16 protein-coding genes are annotated in these 18,023 nt (G+C 66.5%); 5 read left to right on the top strand and 11 right to left on the bottom strand.

What is annotated here, in order from left to right; translation table 11 throughout:
* Positions 1-49: 49 nt before the first annotated feature.
* Both E6N53_RS01125 and E6N53_RS01120 read left to right on the top strand, forming a co-directional pair.
* On the top strand, positions 50-355 hold the full coding sequence (locus E6N53_RS01125) for a DUF7520 family protein (protein WP_142856230.1): 306 nt from the start codon (positions 50-52) through the stop codon (positions 353-355).
* 59 nt (positions 356-414) lie between these two features.
* Positions 415-816 (top strand): universal stress protein, encoded by a 402-nt coding sequence (locus tag E6N53_RS01120; RefSeq protein WP_142856228.1) that lies wholly within the window; start codon positions 415-417, stop codon positions 814-816.
* 95 nt (positions 817-911) lie between these two features.
* Here E6N53_RS01120 and E6N53_RS01115 read toward each other — a convergent pair whose 3' ends face one another.
* The 7 genes from E6N53_RS01115 to E6N53_RS01085 form a co-directional block, all read right to left on the bottom strand.
* Positions 912-1,691, bottom strand: coding sequence for a thioredoxin family protein (locus tag E6N53_RS01115; protein ID WP_142856226.1), 780 nt, complete (start codon positions 1,689-1,691; stop codon positions 912-914).
* A 2-nt stretch (positions 1,692-1,693) separates the two neighbouring features.
* On the bottom strand, positions 1,694-2,446 hold the full coding sequence (locus tag E6N53_RS01110) for an ABC transporter ATP-binding protein (protein ID WP_236639673.1): 753 nt from the start codon (positions 2,444-2,446) through the stop codon (positions 1,694-1,696).
* Positions 2,443-3,201 carry an ABC transporter ATP-binding protein gene (locus tag E6N53_RS01105; protein ID WP_136588626.1) on the bottom strand — a complete coding sequence of 253 codons (759 nt, stop codon included), beginning with the start codon at positions 3,199-3,201 and terminating at the stop codon, positions 2,443-2,445. The genes E6N53_RS01110 and E6N53_RS01105 overlap by 4 nt, the downstream gene beginning before the upstream one ends.
* Complete coding sequence (locus tag E6N53_RS01100) at positions 3,198-4,343, bottom strand: branched-chain amino acid ABC transporter permease (protein WP_136588625.1); 1,146 nt, start codon at positions 4,341-4,343, stop codon at positions 3,198-3,200. Before E6N53_RS01100 ends, E6N53_RS01105 begins: the two co-directional genes overlap by 4 nt.
* Positions 4,340-5,293: a branched-chain amino acid ABC transporter permease gene (locus tag E6N53_RS01095; RefSeq protein ID WP_136588624.1), complete on the bottom strand. Its 954-nt coding sequence runs from the start codon at positions 5,291-5,293 to the stop codon at positions 4,340-4,342. Before E6N53_RS01095 ends, E6N53_RS01100 begins: the two co-directional genes overlap by 4 nt.
* A 120-nt stretch (positions 5,294-5,413) precedes the next feature.
* Positions 5,414-6,835: a substrate-binding protein gene (locus E6N53_RS01090; protein WP_142856224.1), complete on the bottom strand. Its 1,422-nt coding sequence runs from the start codon at positions 6,833-6,835 to the stop codon at positions 5,414-5,416.
* A 125-nt stretch (positions 6,836-6,960) separates the two neighbouring features.
* Complete coding sequence (locus E6N53_RS01085; protein ID WP_161596497.1) at positions 6,961-7,647, bottom strand: haloacid dehalogenase type II; 687 nt, start codon at positions 7,645-7,647, stop codon at positions 6,961-6,963.
* Between the two features lie 90 nt (positions 7,648-7,737).
* Between E6N53_RS01085 and E6N53_RS01080 the strand changes: the two genes are divergently transcribed.
* The 3 genes from E6N53_RS01080 to E6N53_RS01070 all read left to right on the top strand — a co-directional run bounded on the left by E6N53_RS01080 (position 7,738) and on the right by E6N53_RS01070 (position 11,726).
* Complete coding sequence (locus E6N53_RS01080) at positions 7,738-8,487, top strand: GNAT family N-acetyltransferase (RefSeq protein ID WP_142856220.1); 750 nt, start codon at positions 7,738-7,740, stop codon at positions 8,485-8,487.
* A 93-nt stretch (positions 8,488-8,580) separates the two neighbouring features.
* The gene (locus E6N53_RS01075) at positions 8,581-10,005 is read left to right on the top strand and encodes an AAA family ATPase (protein ID WP_142856217.1); all 1,425 of its coding nucleotides are present in this window, start codon (positions 8,581-8,583) and stop codon (positions 10,003-10,005) included.
* A gap of 167 nt (positions 10,006-10,172) precedes the next feature.
* Positions 10,173-11,726, top strand: a complete 1,554-nt coding sequence (locus tag E6N53_RS01070; RefSeq protein ID WP_142856215.1) for a P-loop NTPase — start codon at positions 10,173-10,175, stop codon at positions 11,724-11,726.
* Positions 11,727-11,732: 6 nt separating this feature from the next.
* Here E6N53_RS01070 and E6N53_RS01065 read toward each other — a convergent pair whose 3' ends face one another.
* The 4 genes from E6N53_RS01065 to E6N53_RS01050 all read right to left on the bottom strand — a co-directional run bounded on the left by E6N53_RS01065 (position 11,733) and on the right by E6N53_RS01050 (position 17,951).
* Positions 11,733-13,343: a long-chain-fatty-acid--CoA ligase gene (locus tag E6N53_RS01065; RefSeq protein WP_136602147.1), complete on the bottom strand. Its 1,611-nt coding sequence runs from the start codon at positions 13,341-13,343 to the stop codon at positions 11,733-11,735.
* Positions 13,344-13,413: 70 nt separating this feature from the next.
* Positions 13,414-13,719 carry a HalOD1 output domain-containing protein gene (locus tag E6N53_RS01060; protein WP_142856213.1) on the bottom strand — a complete coding sequence of 102 codons (306 nt, stop codon included), beginning with the start codon at positions 13,717-13,719 and terminating at the stop codon, positions 13,414-13,416.
* 420 nt (positions 13,720-14,139) lie between these two features.
* Positions 14,140-16,134: an acetate--CoA ligase gene (acs, locus tag E6N53_RS01055; protein ID WP_142856211.1), complete on the bottom strand. Its 1,995-nt coding sequence runs from the start codon at positions 16,132-16,134 to the stop codon at positions 14,140-14,142.
* Between the two features lie 116 nt (positions 16,135-16,250).
* Entirely contained in the window at positions 16,251-17,951 is a 1,701-nt protein-coding gene (locus E6N53_RS01050) for an acyl-CoA mutase large subunit family protein (protein WP_142856208.1), read from the bottom strand.
* Between the last annotated feature and the right edge of the window lie 72 nt (positions 17,952-18,023).

Raw genomic sequence — 18,023 nt, 5'->3', positions numbered from 1 at the left:
TTCGTCCCCGGTCGAAAGGGCTAATCCGCCGCCGTCCCGAACGACGCGTGTGACACCCACCGAGTCGACAGCCGACGGTGGCGACGGATTCGGGGGCCGACGGTTCGTCGTCGTCCTCTACGCCGTCCTGGTCGGAATCGCGGCAGTCATGGGCGTGCTGTTCACCGTCGCGGTCGACGACCCGTCGGCACCGGCGCTGTTCTTCGTCTTCGAGCTTCCGCCGACGGCGATTGGCTTCGGACTCTACGGCGGTCTCACTGTCGCCGTCGTCCTCGGAATCCCGCTCCTGTTCGTCGTCGCTGTCTCGGAGTTCGTCGACGACGTCGACGCCGTCGGACGCGACGACATCGAGTAAGGCGGCGCAGTCGACCGAATCCCCAAAGGACTAAGCCATCACCGTCGGACGTGTGATGTATGTACCACGTCATTATCGGGGTCGACGAGGACGAGGACCACGCGAAGCTCTGCGCCGAGGAAGTCGCCGGGATGCCGGGCGATGGCTCGGAGAAGCGTGTCACGCTCATCCACAGCTTCACCGACAACCCGAGCGGTGCCTCGGCGACACAGCTCGCCCCCGTCAGAGCAGCCGGTGACGTCCTCGACGAGGCCGGCATCGAGTTCGACGTGACGGAGTCGAGCGGCGACCCCGCGGAGGCCATCGTCGACGCCGGCGACGAGGCCGACGCCGACCTCATCGTCATCGGGGGGCGAAAGCGCTCGCCGGCCGGCAAGGCCCTGTTCGGGAGCGTCACCCAGACGGTCATCCTCAACGCGGGTCGCCCCGTGATGGTCACGGGCGTGCCGGAGACGAGCTGAGGCGCGGGACGAGCGGTAGACGTGCGGCTTCTCGACGGCCAAAAAGTAGGACGACGAGCGACGGTGACGCGGAAGGCGAAAGAGAGCGGAGACCGTTACTCGTCGACGTCGGCGTCGGCGTCGACGAACTCCACCGAACCGTCGTCACGGTCGGCCGCCGCCTCGACGGCGGCGACGGGGTCGACGGTGTCGTCGTCCCCGTAGACGACAGCGAAGAACTGTTCGAGCGCGACGGGCGACCGGCGACCGGTGAGCGACTCGACGAGAGTGCCGTCGCTGAACGCGAGGACGGCCGGCGCTGAGTCGACCCCGTACTCGAGTCGGAACGACGGGATCGACTCACCGTCGAGGCCGGCGACGGCGACGCCGTCCGGGACGCGACCGAGGATCTCGTCGAGGTCGTCCTTCATCGCGTCGCAGGGATGACAGCCCGTCTTCCACACCGTCAGCACGGCGTCGGGATGTTCGGCGAGGAACGCCTCGTAGCTGTCGTCGTCGAGTTCGTCGAGTTGGCCGGGGACCGGCGAGCCCGGTCCGACCTCAACGACGAGGGCGGCCATCGTCGCGAGGAGCTCCCGGTCGGGCACCGGGTCGAGAAACGACTGTAACGACAGGTACGCGACGAGGTCTGCCGGTCCGACGTCGTGTTCGTCGACGTACGCCGCGACGGCCTCCCGGTCGACGTCGAAGACCTCCGAGAGCGCCTGAACGACGGTCGCTTCGTCCGCGTTCCCGTACGTATCGTGGTAGACGACGCGGGTCCGCTCGTACGCCTCTGTGGTCGTCAGCGACCCGTCGGCGTGTGCTTCGACGACGCCCTCGTCGACAAGGCGGTCGAGCGCGGACTCGGGGTCGACGCTGGTGTGTGCGGCCATCGTCAGACCCCCAGATACCGCTGTCGCGTCTCCTCGTCGTCGCGCAGTTCCTCGGCGCTCCCGTCGAAGACGACCTCACCCTGGTCGACGACGTACGCGCGGTCGGCGATGTTGATGGCGGCGACCGCGTTCTGTTCGACGAGCAGGATGGTCTTGCCGGAGTCGCGGATCCGCTCGATGGCGTCTTCGACGCTCTCGATGATCTGTGGAGCGAGCCCCTCGTAGGGCTCGTCGAGCATCAGGAGGTCCGCGCCCTGCTTGAGCGCGCGCGCGATGGCGAGCATCTGCTGCTCGCCGCCGGAGAGCGTCCCCGCCTTCTGCGTGCGTCGCTCGTCGAGTCGGGGGAAGTCCTCGTATATCTCCTCGTTCGTCAACCCGGTCTTCGAGACGCTGATGTTCCGGCCGAACGTGTTCGACCAGTTCCGCGCGACGTCGGGCAGGTGCAGGTTCTCCTCGACGGAGAGGTTCGGGAAGACACGGCGTTCCTCGGGGACGAGCGCGATGCCCCCCGAAGAGATGTCCTCCGTCGTCTCCCCGGTGACGTCTCGGCCCTCGAAGAGGACGCGTCCGTCCCGGACGTCCGGCGGCCGCGCGCCGGCGATAGAGCGGAGCGTGGTCGTCTTGCCCGCGCCGTTACGACCGAGCAGCGCACAGATCTCACCCTCTCGGACCTCCATCGAGATGTCCCGCAGGATGTGGCTCTGCCCGTAGTACGAGTCGACGTTCTCGAGTCGGAGGAGTGGGTCGTCGCTCACAGTTCGACACCCCCCAGGTACGCCTCCTGGACGTCCTCGTTGTCACGCACCTCTTCGGGCGTCCCGTCGGCGATGACGCGGCCACGGTTCAACACCAAAATTCGGTCCGAGATACGGAAGATGATCTCCATGTCGTGTTCGACGATGAGGATGGTCAGCCCCAGGTCGTCCTGGAGTTCCTCGATGAGGTCGACCGTCGAGTTGGTCTCTTCGGGCGACATGCCCGCCGTCGGCTCGTCCATGAACAGCATCTCGGGCTCGGAAGCGAGCGCGATGGCGATCTCGAGACGGCGCTTGTCGCCGTACGGGAGGCTCCCGGCGGTCTTGTCGCGGTGTTCGAGCAACCCGACCGCGTCAAGCATCCGCTCGGAGATACGGTGGACCTCCTCGAACGACCCCCGGTTTTTGAAGAAGTTGAGCTGGAAGGACCCGTGTTCGGCCGCCAGGGCGGCGATTTCGACGTTCTCTTTGACCGTCATGTTGGGGAAGATGGAGGCCGTCTGGAACGACTTCGAGATACCCGTCTGGACCGCCACGTGTGGGTCCATCCCCGTGATGTCGTCGCCGTCGAAGTAGACCGACCCCGCGGTCGGCTCGAGCATCCCGGTGATGCAGTTGATGAGCGTCGACTTGCCGGCCCCGTTGGGACCGATGACGGCGCGGGTCTCACCGCGTTCGACCTGGAACGAGACGTCGTCGACAGCGGTCAGCCCGCCGAACTGCTTCCGGAGGTCCTCTGTCTCGAGGAGACTCATCGGTCGTCACCTCCGCCACCGAGGCTCGTCAGCCACCTGATACCGTCCCAGATAGCGCCCCAGACGCCCTGTGGGAACACCCAGACGACGGCGATGAACACCGCGCCGAGGACGATGCGCCACAACGAGCCGATAGAGCCGATGACAGGCAGCGAGACGCCGGAGATGACGTTCGAGACGTACTCGAAGATGAGCGCCCCGAAGACGGGGCCGATGAGCGAACCGGTCCCGCCGAGGACGGTCATGATGACGAAGTCGCCGGAGGTGATCCAGAAGAGACCGGTCGTCGGGTGGATGTACGTCTCGTGGATGACGAACAGCGCGCCCGCAGCGCCGGCGTAGCCCGCGGAGATGATGAACGCCATGTGCTTGTACCGGAAGACGTTGAGCCCGACGAAGGAGACGCGCTCTTCGTTCTCGCCGAGCGCCTTGAAGATGAGGCCGTACGGCGAGTTGATGATGCGGTAGCCGAACCACAGGGCGAAGAGTGCACAGAGCGCGACGAAGACGTACTGCCAGGTGTACGCTTCGAGCAGGTCGATGCCGACGATGGCCTCGTCGAGTTCGAACACCGTCAGCAGGTGTCCGACCGAGATGTCGGAGTAGCCGTTGTCACCGTTGGTGATCCACGACCCCGGCCCGAGCGCGTAGAAGTACAGCATCTGCCCGAACGTCAGGGTGAGGACCGCGAAGTACACCCCGCTCCGACGGATGGAGACGTAGCCGATGGGCCAGGCGATGACGATGGCGACGAGCGTGCCGACGCCGACCATCACGACCGGACTGTCGAGGACGCCGCTGAAGATGGCCGCGGCGTAGGCGGCCGACCCGAAGAACGCGGCGTGACCGAACGACAGCAGTTCGGTGTAGCCCAAGAGGAGGTTGAAGCCGATGACGGCGATGCCGAAGATGAGCACCAGATCCGGCAGGCCGACGTAGCCGCCGATCCGCAGGCCGACGATGTCGCCGAGGGTGCCGAGCCCCTGCACCAAGAGGACCGGGAAGACGACGATCATCGCGGCGAAGCCGGCGAGCGACATCGTGTCGCTCTCTTGCATCCGCTCGAAGAAGCTCTGCTCGGAGCGAGCGCCGGTCGCGTCGTCGACGACAGTGCCCCCGTCGCTTTCTGGGTCGGGGCTCACTCGCCCACCTCCACGCCCCCGAAGAGGCCCTCTGGTTTGAACACCAACACGAGCGCGACGAAGAGGTACATCATGATGAACGCCCACTGTGAGAACGTCTGCTGGAACGCGGCGACGATGAGGCCGAGCACCATCCCACCCGCGATGGCACCGACGACGGAGCCCGCCCCGCCGACGACGATGGTGAGGAACGCGGGAATCAGCGCCTGCTGGGTGCCGATCTGCGGGCTGATGGTCTGGATGGACGCACCGACGAGGCCCGCGAAGGCCGCCAGCGACGCGCCGACGGCGAACACGAGCGTGTACGACCGGTTGATGGGGATTCCGAGCAGTCTGACCATCTCGGAGTCACGCGTCCCCGCCTGGACGACCAGCCCGAAGTCCGTCCGCTCGATGACGAGGTACGTCAGGACGATGACGATGCCAGCGAGGAGGACGAGATAGAGCCGCCACCGCGGGAACGACCCGACGATGGGGAGGGTGATCGGCCCCGACATCTGGAAGCCGAGGATGGTCTGTGGGGGAATCGGCTGGAAGGTGTTCCCCCCCACGACCTGCTTGATGAGCTCTTCGACCACGAGCGCGAGCCCGAACGTCACGAGGAGCTGGTCGGTCTCGGGGCGGTCGTAGAACGGCTCGGCGATGAACCGCTCCATGAACGCTCCGACGACGACCCCGATGATGGGGACGAGGACGAGCGCGGCGAGGAAGCCGAGTCCCACACCGTAGTTGGTGATTCCGAGGCTCTGCAACACTCCGTTGGTGAGGGTCGTCTCCCGGACGACGAACATCCCAATGTACGCGCCGACGAGGTAGAGTGCCCCGTGGGCGAGATTGAGAAACCGCATCGTGCCCAGGATGATGGTCAACCCGATCCCCAGCAGCGCGAATATCGCGCCCTGCTGGAGCCCGTTGAGGAGTATCGTTACGGCTTGCGACAGGAGACTCATGATTGTTCGTACAAATTCCGGTTCCCGTGGTACCTGTTAGTATTTGTCGGTGTTGACATTCGCGTGGGACTCTTCGTCTCGGTACGACGAAGAAAGTCGGTGGACGTAGTCTGGAGTCGGTTACTCGTCGCCGTACTCGCCGAGTTCGCAGTCGGCTGCCGGGCCCGCGTCACAGGCGTAGCCGAGCTGGTCCCGGCCGGTCTGGTTGACGATCTCGAGCAGTCGACTCTCGGTCTGGTCGCCCGAAGCGAGCCCGCGCATGACCAGCACGTCGCGCTGTGCCTGGTGGTCGCAGCCACGCATCGTCTCTTCGCCGAGGCCGGCACCGCTGAAGTCGTAGTCCTCCAGCGCACGGATGACTTCGGGCGGGTAGAACGTCCCCGCGCGCTCGCAGGCCGCGGCGTACTGCAAGGCCTGGGTGTACGCCAGCCGGGCGGCGTACGAGGGTACCTTGTCGAACTCGCTCTGGAACGCCTCGGTGAACGCCTGGGAGGCGCTGTCTTCGAGCTGCCACGACCAGTCGGCCGTGCCGAAGATGTCCTCGATGGAGTCGCTCGCGGCCTCCGCCATCAGCCGATTGTACAGCGGGACGACGATCTCCATCTCCTCGTCGAGACCCTGGTTGATGGCCTGCGGGAGGGAGTTCGCCGCGTCCAGCCCGTAGTGGTTCAACACGAGCACGTCGGCGTCGCTCGGGACTTCCGAGAGGTACGACGAGTAGTCGGAGGTCCCAAGGGGCGTCGGGACGGAGTCGAGCTGCGTCCAGCCGCCGACCTCGGTGAAGAACTGGTTCATCGACTCTTGCTGGGTCTGTCCCCACGAGTAGTCGGCGTACAGCTGGTAGAAGTTGAGGTCCTCGCCGTACTCCTCGGCGAGGACTGGCGCCAGTGCCTGCCCCGTCATGTAGGCGTTGAACATCTCGCGGAAGCTGTAGCGGACACACTCCGGCCCCGTGGTGTCGTTCGAGTGGGTCAGACAGGCCATGAACATGACCCGTTCTTCTTGACACAGCTGCTGCACCGCGATGGCCACACCGGACGAGGACCCCCCGGTCACCATGATCGCCTCGTCACGGCTGATCATCCGCGAGGCGGACTGGCGGGCCGTGTCGGGGTCGGTCGCGGTGTCACCCTCGACGGAGACGACTGTCTTCCCCAAGACGCCGTCACCGGAGAGGTCGTCCCACTCGTCGACCCAGCCGCCGCCGTTGTTCAGGTGCTGCACTGCGAGGTTGTACGCGCGAAGCTCGTCCGCCCCCTCCTGAGAGTACGACCCCGACTGCGGGACGTTGAAGCCGAAGACGACCTCGTCGCCCTCGACGGGATAGTTACCGAGCTCCGGATAGTCGTCACCGGAACCGCCGCCTCCGCCACCGTTGCCCCCGTCGCCGCCTCCGCCGCCACCGTCACCGCCATCTCCGCCGCCTCCGCCGCCTCCGCCACCGCCACTGCAGCCAGCCAGCCCGGCCAGCCCAGCCACGCCAGCGGCACCTGCTGCTTTCAACACGTCTCGGCGATTTGGCGAGGTGTTATCCCGTGCCATACTTAGACCCAGAAGGTTTCCTTAATAATTGTTATGGATATGCGGTGGCACGTCCGTGCCGAAAAGTATTAGTAGATGAAATGACAGAGGCGGCTCGGTCGGGTGAAACGAGCGCGGCGCTCGCCCTACGCGCGGCCGAGCGCGTCCGGGAGTCGAGCGAGCGAGTCGACGACCGTCTCGGGCACCGGACCAATCGCCTCCGGAGGGTCACGCCGACGGTTGACCCACGCGACGCCCATCCCGGCGTTGCCCGCACCCGCGGCGTCCCAGGCGTTCGCGGAGACGAGTCGGCACGCACCGATGTCCTCGCCGAGTCGACGCGCCGCGTTCTCGTACACTGCGGGGTCGGGCTTGAACGTCCTCACCTCGTCCGCGCTGATGATGTCGTCGAGATGTGGTGTGAGCCCCGCGTTCTCCGCGAGTCGTTCCAGCATCGCCGGGTTGCCGTTCGAGAGGACCGTCACCGTGTAGCCCGCGTCGCCGAGTTCCTCGAGCGTCGCAGCGGCGTCGGGGTACGGCGAGAGGTGGTCGTACGCCTCGACGACCCGTTCGCGTTCCTCGGGCGTCGGGTCGATGTCGTACTCCGCGAGCGCGTAGTCGAGCGCACGCCCCGTGACCTCCCAGAACGGCTCGTACGCGTCCATCTGTGCCGCCTGATACGAGTACTGGAGCTGTTTTCGGCGCCACGTCGCGTCGACCGCGTCGGTGAGGACACCCGAGAGGTCGAGGACCTCACCGAGCCGTCGCGTGACGCTCGACGTGTCACACAGCGTCCCGTACATGTCGAAGCACAGCGCCGTCGTCTCGGACATGGCCCCCACCTCACTCTCGGGCGTAATCAATCCACGTGAGCGAGTGCGAGGGAGTAACATTGTTAAGGCGTATCGAAGTGTGTACTAGATATGGACATCCGTCAGGCAACGGCCGACGACGTTGCAGAGATACGGCGTGTCGCACGCGAATCGCTCGCGGAATCGTACGGGCACGCGCTGGACCACGACCTCATCGACTCCGTCATCGAGCGCTGGTACGACTCGGCGGACCTCGCCGACGACCTCGCGGCCGAGGATACCTACTTCGTCGTCGCCGAGGACGACGGCGAACTCGTCGGCTTCGTCCAGAGCTACGTCGTCTCCCGGCGCGAGGTCGTCGGCGAGATCGACTGGCTCCACGTCGCCCCCGACCACCGCGGTCGAGGCATCGGCGCGGAGTTGCTGGCGGCGCTGGAGGACGAACTCCTCGGCGCGGGCGTCGAGCGACTCGAGGGGGCCGTCCTCGTCGCCAACGAGATGGGAACGGAGTTCTACGACGACCACGGCTTCACGGCCGCGGGCGAACGGATCATCAACATCAGTGGGAAGGAGTTCGCCGAGCGCGTGTACGTCAAGTTCCCCGACCCCGGCGAGTACGACGGCGACCTCGAGGAGCGGGCCGTCAACGGTCGGACGGTGTACGTCGCACACGACGAGACCGTCCGTGGCTCCGGCGGCGTCTTCCACGCGATGTATCTGGACACCGACCGCGAGGAACGCTACGGCTGGGCGTGTTCGTGCGGGAACACGGGCGTCGTCATGGACACCATGGAACGCCTCGAGTGCGGTGCGTGCGGGAATCGGAGCAAGGCGACCCGGTGGGACGCGGCTTACCTCTGAGCGCGTCTTCCCTCGCCGACACACCTGTCTCGGAGTTCTCATGTTCGATACTTGGGTGAAAACGTACAAATGTTAGAGCCGTAACCGGTGTGTATGGCTACTGGAGTGGTCCTCGCAATCGCGGGGGCGAAAGGGGGGGTCGGAAAGACCACGACCAGTATCAACCTCAGCGCGGTGTTGGCGGAGGTCGGTCACGACGTCGTCCTCGTCGAACTCGACCTGGCGATGGCGAACGTCGGCGACTTCCTCGACCTCGACGTGCGCCTCGAACACGGCCGCGACCCGACGCTGCACGAGGTGCTGGCGGACGCCGCGAGCGTGGCCGACGCCACCTACGAGGCCCCCGGCGGCTTCGACGTGGTGCCGAGCGGGGCGACGCTCCAGGGGTTCGCGAACGCGAACATCGACGCGGCCGCCGACGTCGTCCGAGAGGTTCGTGCGGCCTACGACGTGGTGGTCCTCGACACCGGAGCGGGGCTGGGTGCCGAGACGGTCCTCCCTCTCTCGCTCGCGGACGAGACGGTGTTGGTCTCGTCACCGCGCGTCGCGTCCGTCCGCGACACGAAGAAGACGCGCGACTTGGTCCGACACGTCGGCGGGAGCGTCGCCGGCGTCGTCTTCATCAAGTCCGGGAGCGGTCGGTCACCCGGCGTCGACCGCATCGCCGACTTCCTCTCCGTGGACCTGCTCGGACACGTCCCGGAGGACACCGCCGTCGCGAGCGCACAGGACGTGGGACGGCCGGTCGTCGTCGCCAGAGGGGACAGCGACGCCGCGGCGGCGTACCGGGCCCTCGGCTCTCGCATCCACGAGCGCGTCGGGACGCTCAAGGCGGCCAACACGCGCGACGAAGAGCAAGCGGCGATGGTCGACGCCGGGGGACCAGACGACACGGCGCTCTCGACGGGCGACGAGAACGACGCCGACGGGTTCAGCTTCGTCGACGGGGACGCGGGGAGCGACGACGGTGACGACGCGGGGACCACAGCCGCCGACCCGCCGGACGCACCGAGCGTCGGGGTGGAGGCCGCGAACGGACAGACGGCCGCGACCGCCACGACGAACGGGACCACGGTCGACCGGTCACCCGAGCTCTCTGGCGACGAGACCAGACGACAGACGGACGACGACTCGGCCCGGACGCGACGGGGGAGGAGACGCGTCCAGCGAGCGGACGACGACCACGCGCCGGCCGGGGCGACCGACGACGAGATCGCGGCCCGACTCGAATCCATCGAGACCGACGGAGACGGTCAGTCGGACGACGCGGACGGAGCAAGCGACCGGGAGGGCGAAGCCGACCGACCGCAGGGTCACGAACCGCAGGAACACACCGGTCGGCACGCGAGTAACGGTCGGCACACGGAAGACGAGGACCGCTCGCCCGAGGAGTCGCTCACGCTGGCTGACGGGCCGGCGGAGCCGCAACCGGAAGACGAGTCGTGGGGGTCGAAGCAGTCGGCTACGAAGCGGTTCATCGACCGGGCGATCGACCTCGTCGACCGACGGACCGACTGAATCGGGACCTGGCGACACCTCGTGGCCGTCCGGACTCGGGCGAGTGCTCGACTCTCGTCACTCGGCCACCACGTCCGCGAGCGTCGGTCGGCGCGCGGTCCGTCCTGAGTATCTCTATTGATATCCGGCTAGAAACATACAGGTCCGACAGCGGAGCAGATGGACGTATGCGCATGGGTAACGGGGTGGTGTTCGCGGTGGCGGGGTCGAAAGGAGGTGTCGGGAAGACGACGACCAGTATCAATCTCAGTACGGTTCTGTCCGAGACGGGCTACGACGTCGTCCTCGTCGAACTCGACCTGGCGATGGCCAACGTCGGCGACTTTCTGGACATCGACGTCCGACTCGAGGGGGAAGACCCGACGCTGCACGAGGTGCTGGGTGGGACGGTGAGTGTGGTAGACGCCACCTACGACGCGCCAGGTGGCTTCGACGTGCTGCCGAGCGGGGCGACGCTCCGAGGGTTCGTGAACGCCGACGTCGACGCGATGCCGGGCGTCCTCGAGACCCTCCGGTTCGCGTACGACGTGGTGGTCCTCGACACCGGCGCGGGGGTGATGCCGAGCGCCGTCCTCGCGCTCGCACTCGCCGACGAGACGGTGTTGGTCTCGTCGCCGCGCGTCGCGTCCGTCCGCGACACGAAGAAGACGCGCGACCTCACACGACAGGTCGGTGGGAGCGTCGCCGGCGTCGTCTTCGTCAGGTCCGGGACCGGCCGGTCGCCCGGCGTCGACCACATCGCCGACTTCCTCTCCGTGGACCTGCTCGGACACGTCCCGGAGGACACCGCCGTCGCGGACGCCCAGGACACCGGACGGCCGGTTGTCGTCGCCGAGCGCGACAGCGACGCCGCGGCGGCGTATCGAGCCCTCGGCGAGCGCGTCGCGGAGCGGGTCGACGCCCTCGGTGCGACCAGGTCGACGGTCCTCTCTGCGGACAGGCTCGACGGCGAAGGGAGCGGCTTCGCGTTCGTCGATAGCACCGAAGAGGACGAGGGCGACGTGGACGCCGACGACACGGACGATGTCGACACGAAACCCGAGGTGCGGCCAACGGGCGTCGTCACCGAAGCGACGAACGGTCGACCGGAGAACGGGACGACGGCCGCTTCCTCGTCGATCCGGACGAACGGGGAGGACGCCGGGCCACGTACGACGGCGGTCCACGACGCGGACGCCGTCACCGATGAGGCGGGAACGGCTCCGCCCGAGACGACTGGCCGAGTGATATCCGCCATCTCCGACGACAGGGACCCGGACGACGACGAGCACGAAGACGAGGGCGATGTCGACCCCGGCACCGTCGGAAGCGAGGACATCGACGGTGACGACGCCGAGCGGGTTGACCCCGACGGCGGCGCGTCCGCCGACGTGGCCGACCGGACGACGGCGTCCGCTCGTCCCGGAGACGACGAAGAGACGGACGCACCCACCACAGCGTCCGACGACGCGGAATCGGCCACGACAGCGGCCGGCGATGACACGGGAGGGCTCACCGACGCGGACGATGACACGGGGGCGCCAGTCCCCGGGGACGACGACATCGAGACGGTCGCGTCGGACGGTGCCGCTGCTGTGGGGACGCGAGATACGGACGCAGACGCGGACGCGGACGCAGACGAAGCACGGAACACCGAAGACGACGCTGCGGCGTCGACGCGCTCGACGCCGCGACGGTTCATCGACCGGGCGATCGACCTCGTCGACCGCCGGAACGACTGACGTTCGCTATCCCTGGCCGACCATCCGGTCTTCGTCTTCCCACTCCTGCTCGCGGAGTTCGTACTTCTGGATTTTCCCGGTCGCGGTCTTCGGAAGCGCCTTCACGAACTCGATCTCTTTGGGCACCTTGTACGTCGCGATGCGCTCACGGCAGAACTCGACGAGTTCGGACTCCGAGGTGCCGGGGTCGTTCGGGTCGCCGCTCTTCGGGACGACGAACGCCTTCGGGACCTCGCCCCACTCGTCGGAGGGTGCGGGGATGACCGCGACGTCGCCGACCTGGGGGTGGTCGAACAGGGTGTCTTCCAGTTCGAGCGACGAGATGTTCTCCCCGCCGGAGATGATGATGTCCTTCTTGCGGTCCTGGATGATGAGCATCCCGTGTTCGTCCATCGCGGCGAGGTCGCCCATGTGGTAGTACCCCTCGACGCGGTCGTTGAACGCCTCCTCGGTGGCTTCGGGTTTCTCCCAGTAGCCGTCCATCACCTGGTTGCCGCGGACGACGATCTCCCCGATGGTCGTGCCGTCTCTGGGCACGTCGTTGCCGTCCTCGTCGACGACGCGAACCTCGGTCCCGAGGTAGCCGATTCCCTGCTTCTTCTTGACCGCGAACCGGGAGTCGGAGTCGGGGTCGAACAGCCGCTTCGTGTCGGAGGTGGTGATGAGCGGCCCCGTCTCGGTCGCGCCGTAGACGTGTTTCAGGTACCAGCCGAACTCGTCTTCGACCGCGCGGATGGTCGCTTCCGGCGGGGCCGCACCGGCCGTTGCGACGCGCACCGGGTTCGCGCCCGTCGGTTCGGGGTCGTGTTCCTCGTAGTACTCCATCAGCAGTTTCAGCACCGTCGGCGCGGCACAGAGGTACGAGACGTCCTCGTTCCGGATGGACTCGAAGATGTGTTCGGCGTCGACCCCACGGGTGCAGACGTGGCGCGCGCCCAGCCCCGTGACGGCGTAGATGTGACCCCAGCCGTTGACGTGGAACATCGGGAGCGTCCAGTAGTAGACGTCGCCGTCGGTGATCTCCTGGTGGATGCTGACGAGGTACGCGTGGATGGTCTCGGTCCGGTGGGTGCGGCAGACGCCCTTCGGGTCGCCGGTCGTCCCCGAGGTGTAGTTGATGGTGACGATCTCGTCTTCGTGCATCTCGGGGCGCTCGTGAGTCCCCTCCTCCTCGACGAGGTCGTCGAACGACAGCCAGTCGCCGTCGACCTTCTCGGTGTCGTTCGTGATGAACACCTCGGTGGGCACCTCGTCGCGGACCGCCTCGATCTTGTCCGCGTAGTCGTAGTCGGCGTAGATGGCCTTCACGCCGGCGTCGTTCAGGATGTACTCGAAGTCGCTCGCCACCAGTCGGTAGTTCAGCGGTGTGTGGACCGCGCCACACTCGAAGGAGGCGTAGGCCGCTTCGAGGTGGTAGTGCGTGTTCGGGTCCAAGACGGCCACGCGGTCGCCCTTCTCGATACCACGGGACTGGAGCGCGGCGGCGAACCCGTCGACCCGGTCGCCGAGTTCCGCGTACGTGTAGCGTTCACCGGTCGTCGCGAGTACCGCTTCCTGGTCGGCGTAGTGTCGTCGCGCCCGGTCCAGAAAGTCGGTCACGAGGAGTGGTTTCTCCATACGAGGGTCGTTTACGGACGTTCATGAAATAGATTGCGGGCACGGCGGTCTTTACACCGACCGTCGGTCGTCACTCGAGCGGCGTGTCCGCCTCGTACACTTCGATGGTGCTCGCGGTGACGACGAACTGGAGGTCCCAGGCGACGAACGCGATGACGCGTGTGTCCGACCCGCTCTCGGCGTCGCGACGGTGGTCGAAGAGGGTATCGATCGATTCGACGTCGATGACCGACGACAGGGGCCGGACCGACGTGAGGTCGTCGAGGAGCGTTCCAGCGGCGCGCAACACCGCGTCGCTGAGCGACTCCTCCACCGACACCTCGTACTGCAAGAGGCGGTCCGAGTCGGGTGGGCGGATATCGGGAGGAGACACCATCGATATCAACCGTTCGACACACGGGAAAATAAGGATACTGGAGTCAATGTTATACGCTTCTCGATATTTCACAAACGATACCACGGCGCACGAGCGGTCGAACGGCGAAAAAGAGGGTAAACGCCGCGAAGCACCGCTGCACAGGTGAGGCCCACCGACACGCCGCCGTCTCGGCGACACAGTTACCGACTGGGTGATACGACACTGGACGCGCCATCTCGCTCGGACAGATACCCCGTCTGACACTGTAGGTGGGAGTCGGTCCCGTCGACGGGTGTCGCACGCGGGTCCACGACGGAACGCCGGACACGGGTCGGGCGACGAACTCCGCGTCGACGGCACGGCCGACGACGAGGAGCGCAGGTGCTCGAGGGGTGAACGGTACAAAAAACGCGAGTTCGAGTGGTCGACGCGCCCCGCTCAGTCGCTCTGGACCTGCTCTTGGATGTCCTCGACGATCTCGGGGTTGCGTAGCGTCGTCGTGTCGCCGAGTTCCTCCTCGTTGGCGATCTGTTCGAGGAGGCGGCGCATGATCTTCCCCGACCGCGTCTTGGGGAGTTCGGGCGTGAAGACGACCTGCTCGGGTCGTGCGATGGGGCCGATAGCGTCCTCGACACCCTCGACGATGGCCGCGCTCATCTCGTCGTCGCCCTCGAAGCCGTCCTCGAGGATGACGTAGGCGTACACCGCCTCGCCCTTGATGTCGTGTTCACCGCCGACGACGGCCGCCTCGGCGACGCCCTCGACGCCGACGATTGCCGACTCGATCTCCATCGTCCCCAGCCGGTGGCCGGAGACGTTGATGACGTCGTCGACGCGACCCAGCACCGTGATGTAGCCCTCGTCGTCGATCTTCGCGCCGTCCTCGGGGAAGTAGACCCAGTCCGCGGCGTCCGACGACTCGGTGTCGGAGTACTCGGCCCAGTACTCCTCGATGAAACGCTCGTCGTTCTTGTACAGGGTTCGGAGCATGCCGGGCCACGGCTTCTGCACCGTGAGGTAGCCGGCGCGACCGGCCTCGACCTGCTCACCCTTGGTGTCGACGATGCGCACGTCCAGCCCGGGAAGCGGCGGGCCGGCGCTGCCGGGCTTCATCTTCTTGAGCGCCGGCAGGCCCGTGATCATCATGCCGCCCGTCTCGGTCTGCCACCACGTGTCGACGACGGGACACTCCTCGTCGCCGATGTGCTGGTAGTACCACTTCCACGCGCGCGGGTTGATGGGCTCACCCACCGTGCCGAGCAGGCGGAGGCTGGAGAGGTCGTGTCCCTCGGGGAACTGGCTCCCCCACTTCATGAACGCCCGGATGGCCGTGGGCGCGGTGTACAGCTGTGTCGCCTCGTACTCCTCGATGATCTCCCAGAGGCGGTCGCGCTCGGGGTAGTCGGGCGTGCCCTCGTACATCATCGTCGTCGTGCCCAGCGCGAGCGGGCCGTAGACGATGTACGAGTGCCCGGTAATCCAGCCGATGTCGGCCGAACAGAAGTACGTGTCCTCGGGCTTGATGTCGAGGACGGCCTGGGAGGTCCACGCCGCCCACGCGAGGTAGCCGCCGGTGGTGTGTTTCACGCCCTTGGGCATCCCCGTCGTCCCCGAGGTGTACATGAGAAAGAGCATGTCCTCGGCGTCCCGCTCGACGGGGTCGACCGTCGCGCCTTCGTGGGCGGCGACGAGGTCGGCGTAGCTGTGCTGGTTCTTCGTGTAGCCGTGTCCGAAGCCGTCGCCGTCCATCAGGCGCTCGGCGACCACGACGCCCTGGACGTCGTGGTCGACGCCACCGAGCCCCTCGTTCGCCTTCTTCAGGTGGTCGAGCGGGTCGCCGCGGCGGTAGTAGCCGTCGCACGTGACGAGATACTCCGAGTCCGCCGAGTTCATCCGCGTCGCCAGCGCGTCCGCGGAGAAGCCCGCGAACACCACCGAGTGCGGCGCGCCGATGCGCGCACAGGCGAGCATGGCGATGGGCAGTTCGGGAATCATCGGCATGTACATCGTCACGACGTCGTCCTCGCCGACGCCCATCTCCTTCAGCGCGGCCGCGAACTCGTTGACCTCGCGGTGCAGTTCCTCGTAGGTGTAGGTGATGTCGTCCTCTTCGACGGGCTCGCCGACCCACTCGATGGCGGCCTCGTCGCCCCGCTCGTCGAGGTGGCGGTCCAGACAGTTGTGTGAGACGTTCAGCTTCCCGCCCGTGAACCACTCGTAGAAGGGTGGGTTCGAGTCGTCCAGCACCTGGTCGTAGCCCTCGTACCAGTCGAGGAGGTCGGCCGCGCTCTCCCAGCAGTCGGGCCAGTTCTCCTCGAACTCGTCGTAGATGTCAGGGTCTGAGACGTTCGCCTGCTCGACGAACGCTTCCGGCGGTTCGAACTCCTCCTGCTCTGCCAACCGTGCCTCGAGTTCCGCGTCACCTTCTGACATAGCTCACTAGGGAGGTTCCGAATCATCCATGATAAACCATTGGTTTCCAGCCGCTGAAATATGTGAGAGTGTCTCAGACACGGCGAGGGCGCGAGGCGACACCCCGCCCGACCGCTTCAGACCAGTCCGACCGTCTCGCGGTACTGGCCGTACTGCGTCTCGAACACCTGCATTATCTCGCCCATCGTCGCGTAGGCCTTCACCGCGTCGACGAGCGCGGGCATCACGTTCTCCTCGTTCTCCGTCGCCTCACGGACGGCGTCGAGCGCCTCCTCGACGGCCGCCTCGTCGCGTTCGGCCTTGACCTCCTCGAGCCGCGTGAGCTGGCGTTCTTGGACCTCCTCGGAGACGTGCAGCAGGTCGGGGCGGGTGTCCTCGTCCATCGTGTACTTGTTGACCCCGACGACGACTTCCTCGCCGTCTTCGACCCGTTCTTGATACTCATAGGAGGCGTCCTGGATTTCGCGGTGGAAGTAGCCCTGCTGGATTCCATCCAACACGCCGTCGCGGACGGAGCCGTCGCCCATCTCGCGGATCTCCTCGAGGTAGGCCATCGCCTCGGCCTCCACCTCCTCGGTGAGCGACTCGACGAAGAACGAACCCCCGAGCGGGTCGATGACGTCGGCCGCGCCGCTCTCTTCGGCGATGATCTGCTGGGTCCGGAGGGCGACGCGGACGGCCTCCTCACCCGGGAGCGCGAGCGCCTCGTCGTAGGAGTTGGTGTGGAGGCTCTGTGTCCCGCCGAGGACGCCCGCGAGCGCCTGAATCGTCACCCGGACGATGTTGTTCAGCGGCTGCTGGGCCGTGAGCGACTGTCCCGCCGTCTGGGTGTGGAACTTCAGCCGCTTCGACTCGGGCCGCTCGGCGTCGTACCACTCGTCCATCACGCGGGCGTAGATGCGCCGGCCCGCGCGGAACTTCGCCACCTCCTCGAAGATGGAGTTGTGTGAGTTGAAGAAGAAGGACAGTTGCGGCGCGAACTCGTCGACGGCCAGGCCTCTGTCGACGGCGTCCTCGACGTAGGCGAACCCGTCGGCGAGCGTGAACGCGAGTTCCTGAATCGCCGTCGAGCCGGCCTCGCGGATGTGATACCCCGAGATGGAGATGGGGCTGAACTTCGGCGTCTCCTGGGCGGCGAACTCCACCGTGTCCGTCACGAGCTTCAGCGAGGGCTCCGGCGGGATGACCCACTCTTTCTGTGCGATGAACTCCTTCAGCATGTCGTTCTGGAGGGTGCCGTCGATCTCTTCGCGCGGGACGCCGCGCTGGTCCGCGAGTGCCACGTACATCGCGTAGATGACCGGGGCGGAGGGGTTGATGGTGAACGACGTGGTCACGTCGGCGATGTCGATGCCGTCGAAGAGGACCTCCATGTCACGGAGCGTGTCGACGGCGACCCCCTCCTTCCCGACCTCGCCGTCTGAGAGCGGGTCGTCGGAGTCTTTCCCCATCAGCGAGGGCATATCGAACGCCGTCGACAGCCCGGTCTGGCCGTGTTCGATGAGGTAGTGGAAGCGCTCGTTCGTCTCCTGGGCCGTCCCGAAGCCGGCGAACTGCCGCATCGTCCACGTCCGTCCACGGTACATCGTCGCGTACGGGCCGCGCGTGTACGGGAACTCGCCCGGGAAGCCGAGGTCCTCGTCGTAGTCGATGTCCGCCACGTCCGCGGGGGTGTACAGGTCGTCGACAGCGTGGTTCGAGACGGTCGCGAAGCGCTCCTTGCGCTCGCCGAAGCGGTCGATGGTCGGGTCACGCGTCTCTGCTTCCCACTCGTCGCGTGAGGCACGGATCTCGTCGAGGTCGTCCTCGTCGTACATGGGTCGAATTACCGAGGGACGATGATTAAGGATTCGGGTCGACGACCGTCCCGCCCGCGACCCGATTCCCAT

The sequence above is a fragment of the Salinigranum halophilum genome, from assembly GCF_007004735.1.
Classification (GTDB): Archaea; Halobacteriota; Halobacteria; order Halobacteriales; family Haloferacaceae; genus Salinigranum; species Salinigranum halophilum.
This window is presented reverse-complemented; position numbering and strand designations above follow the sequence as displayed.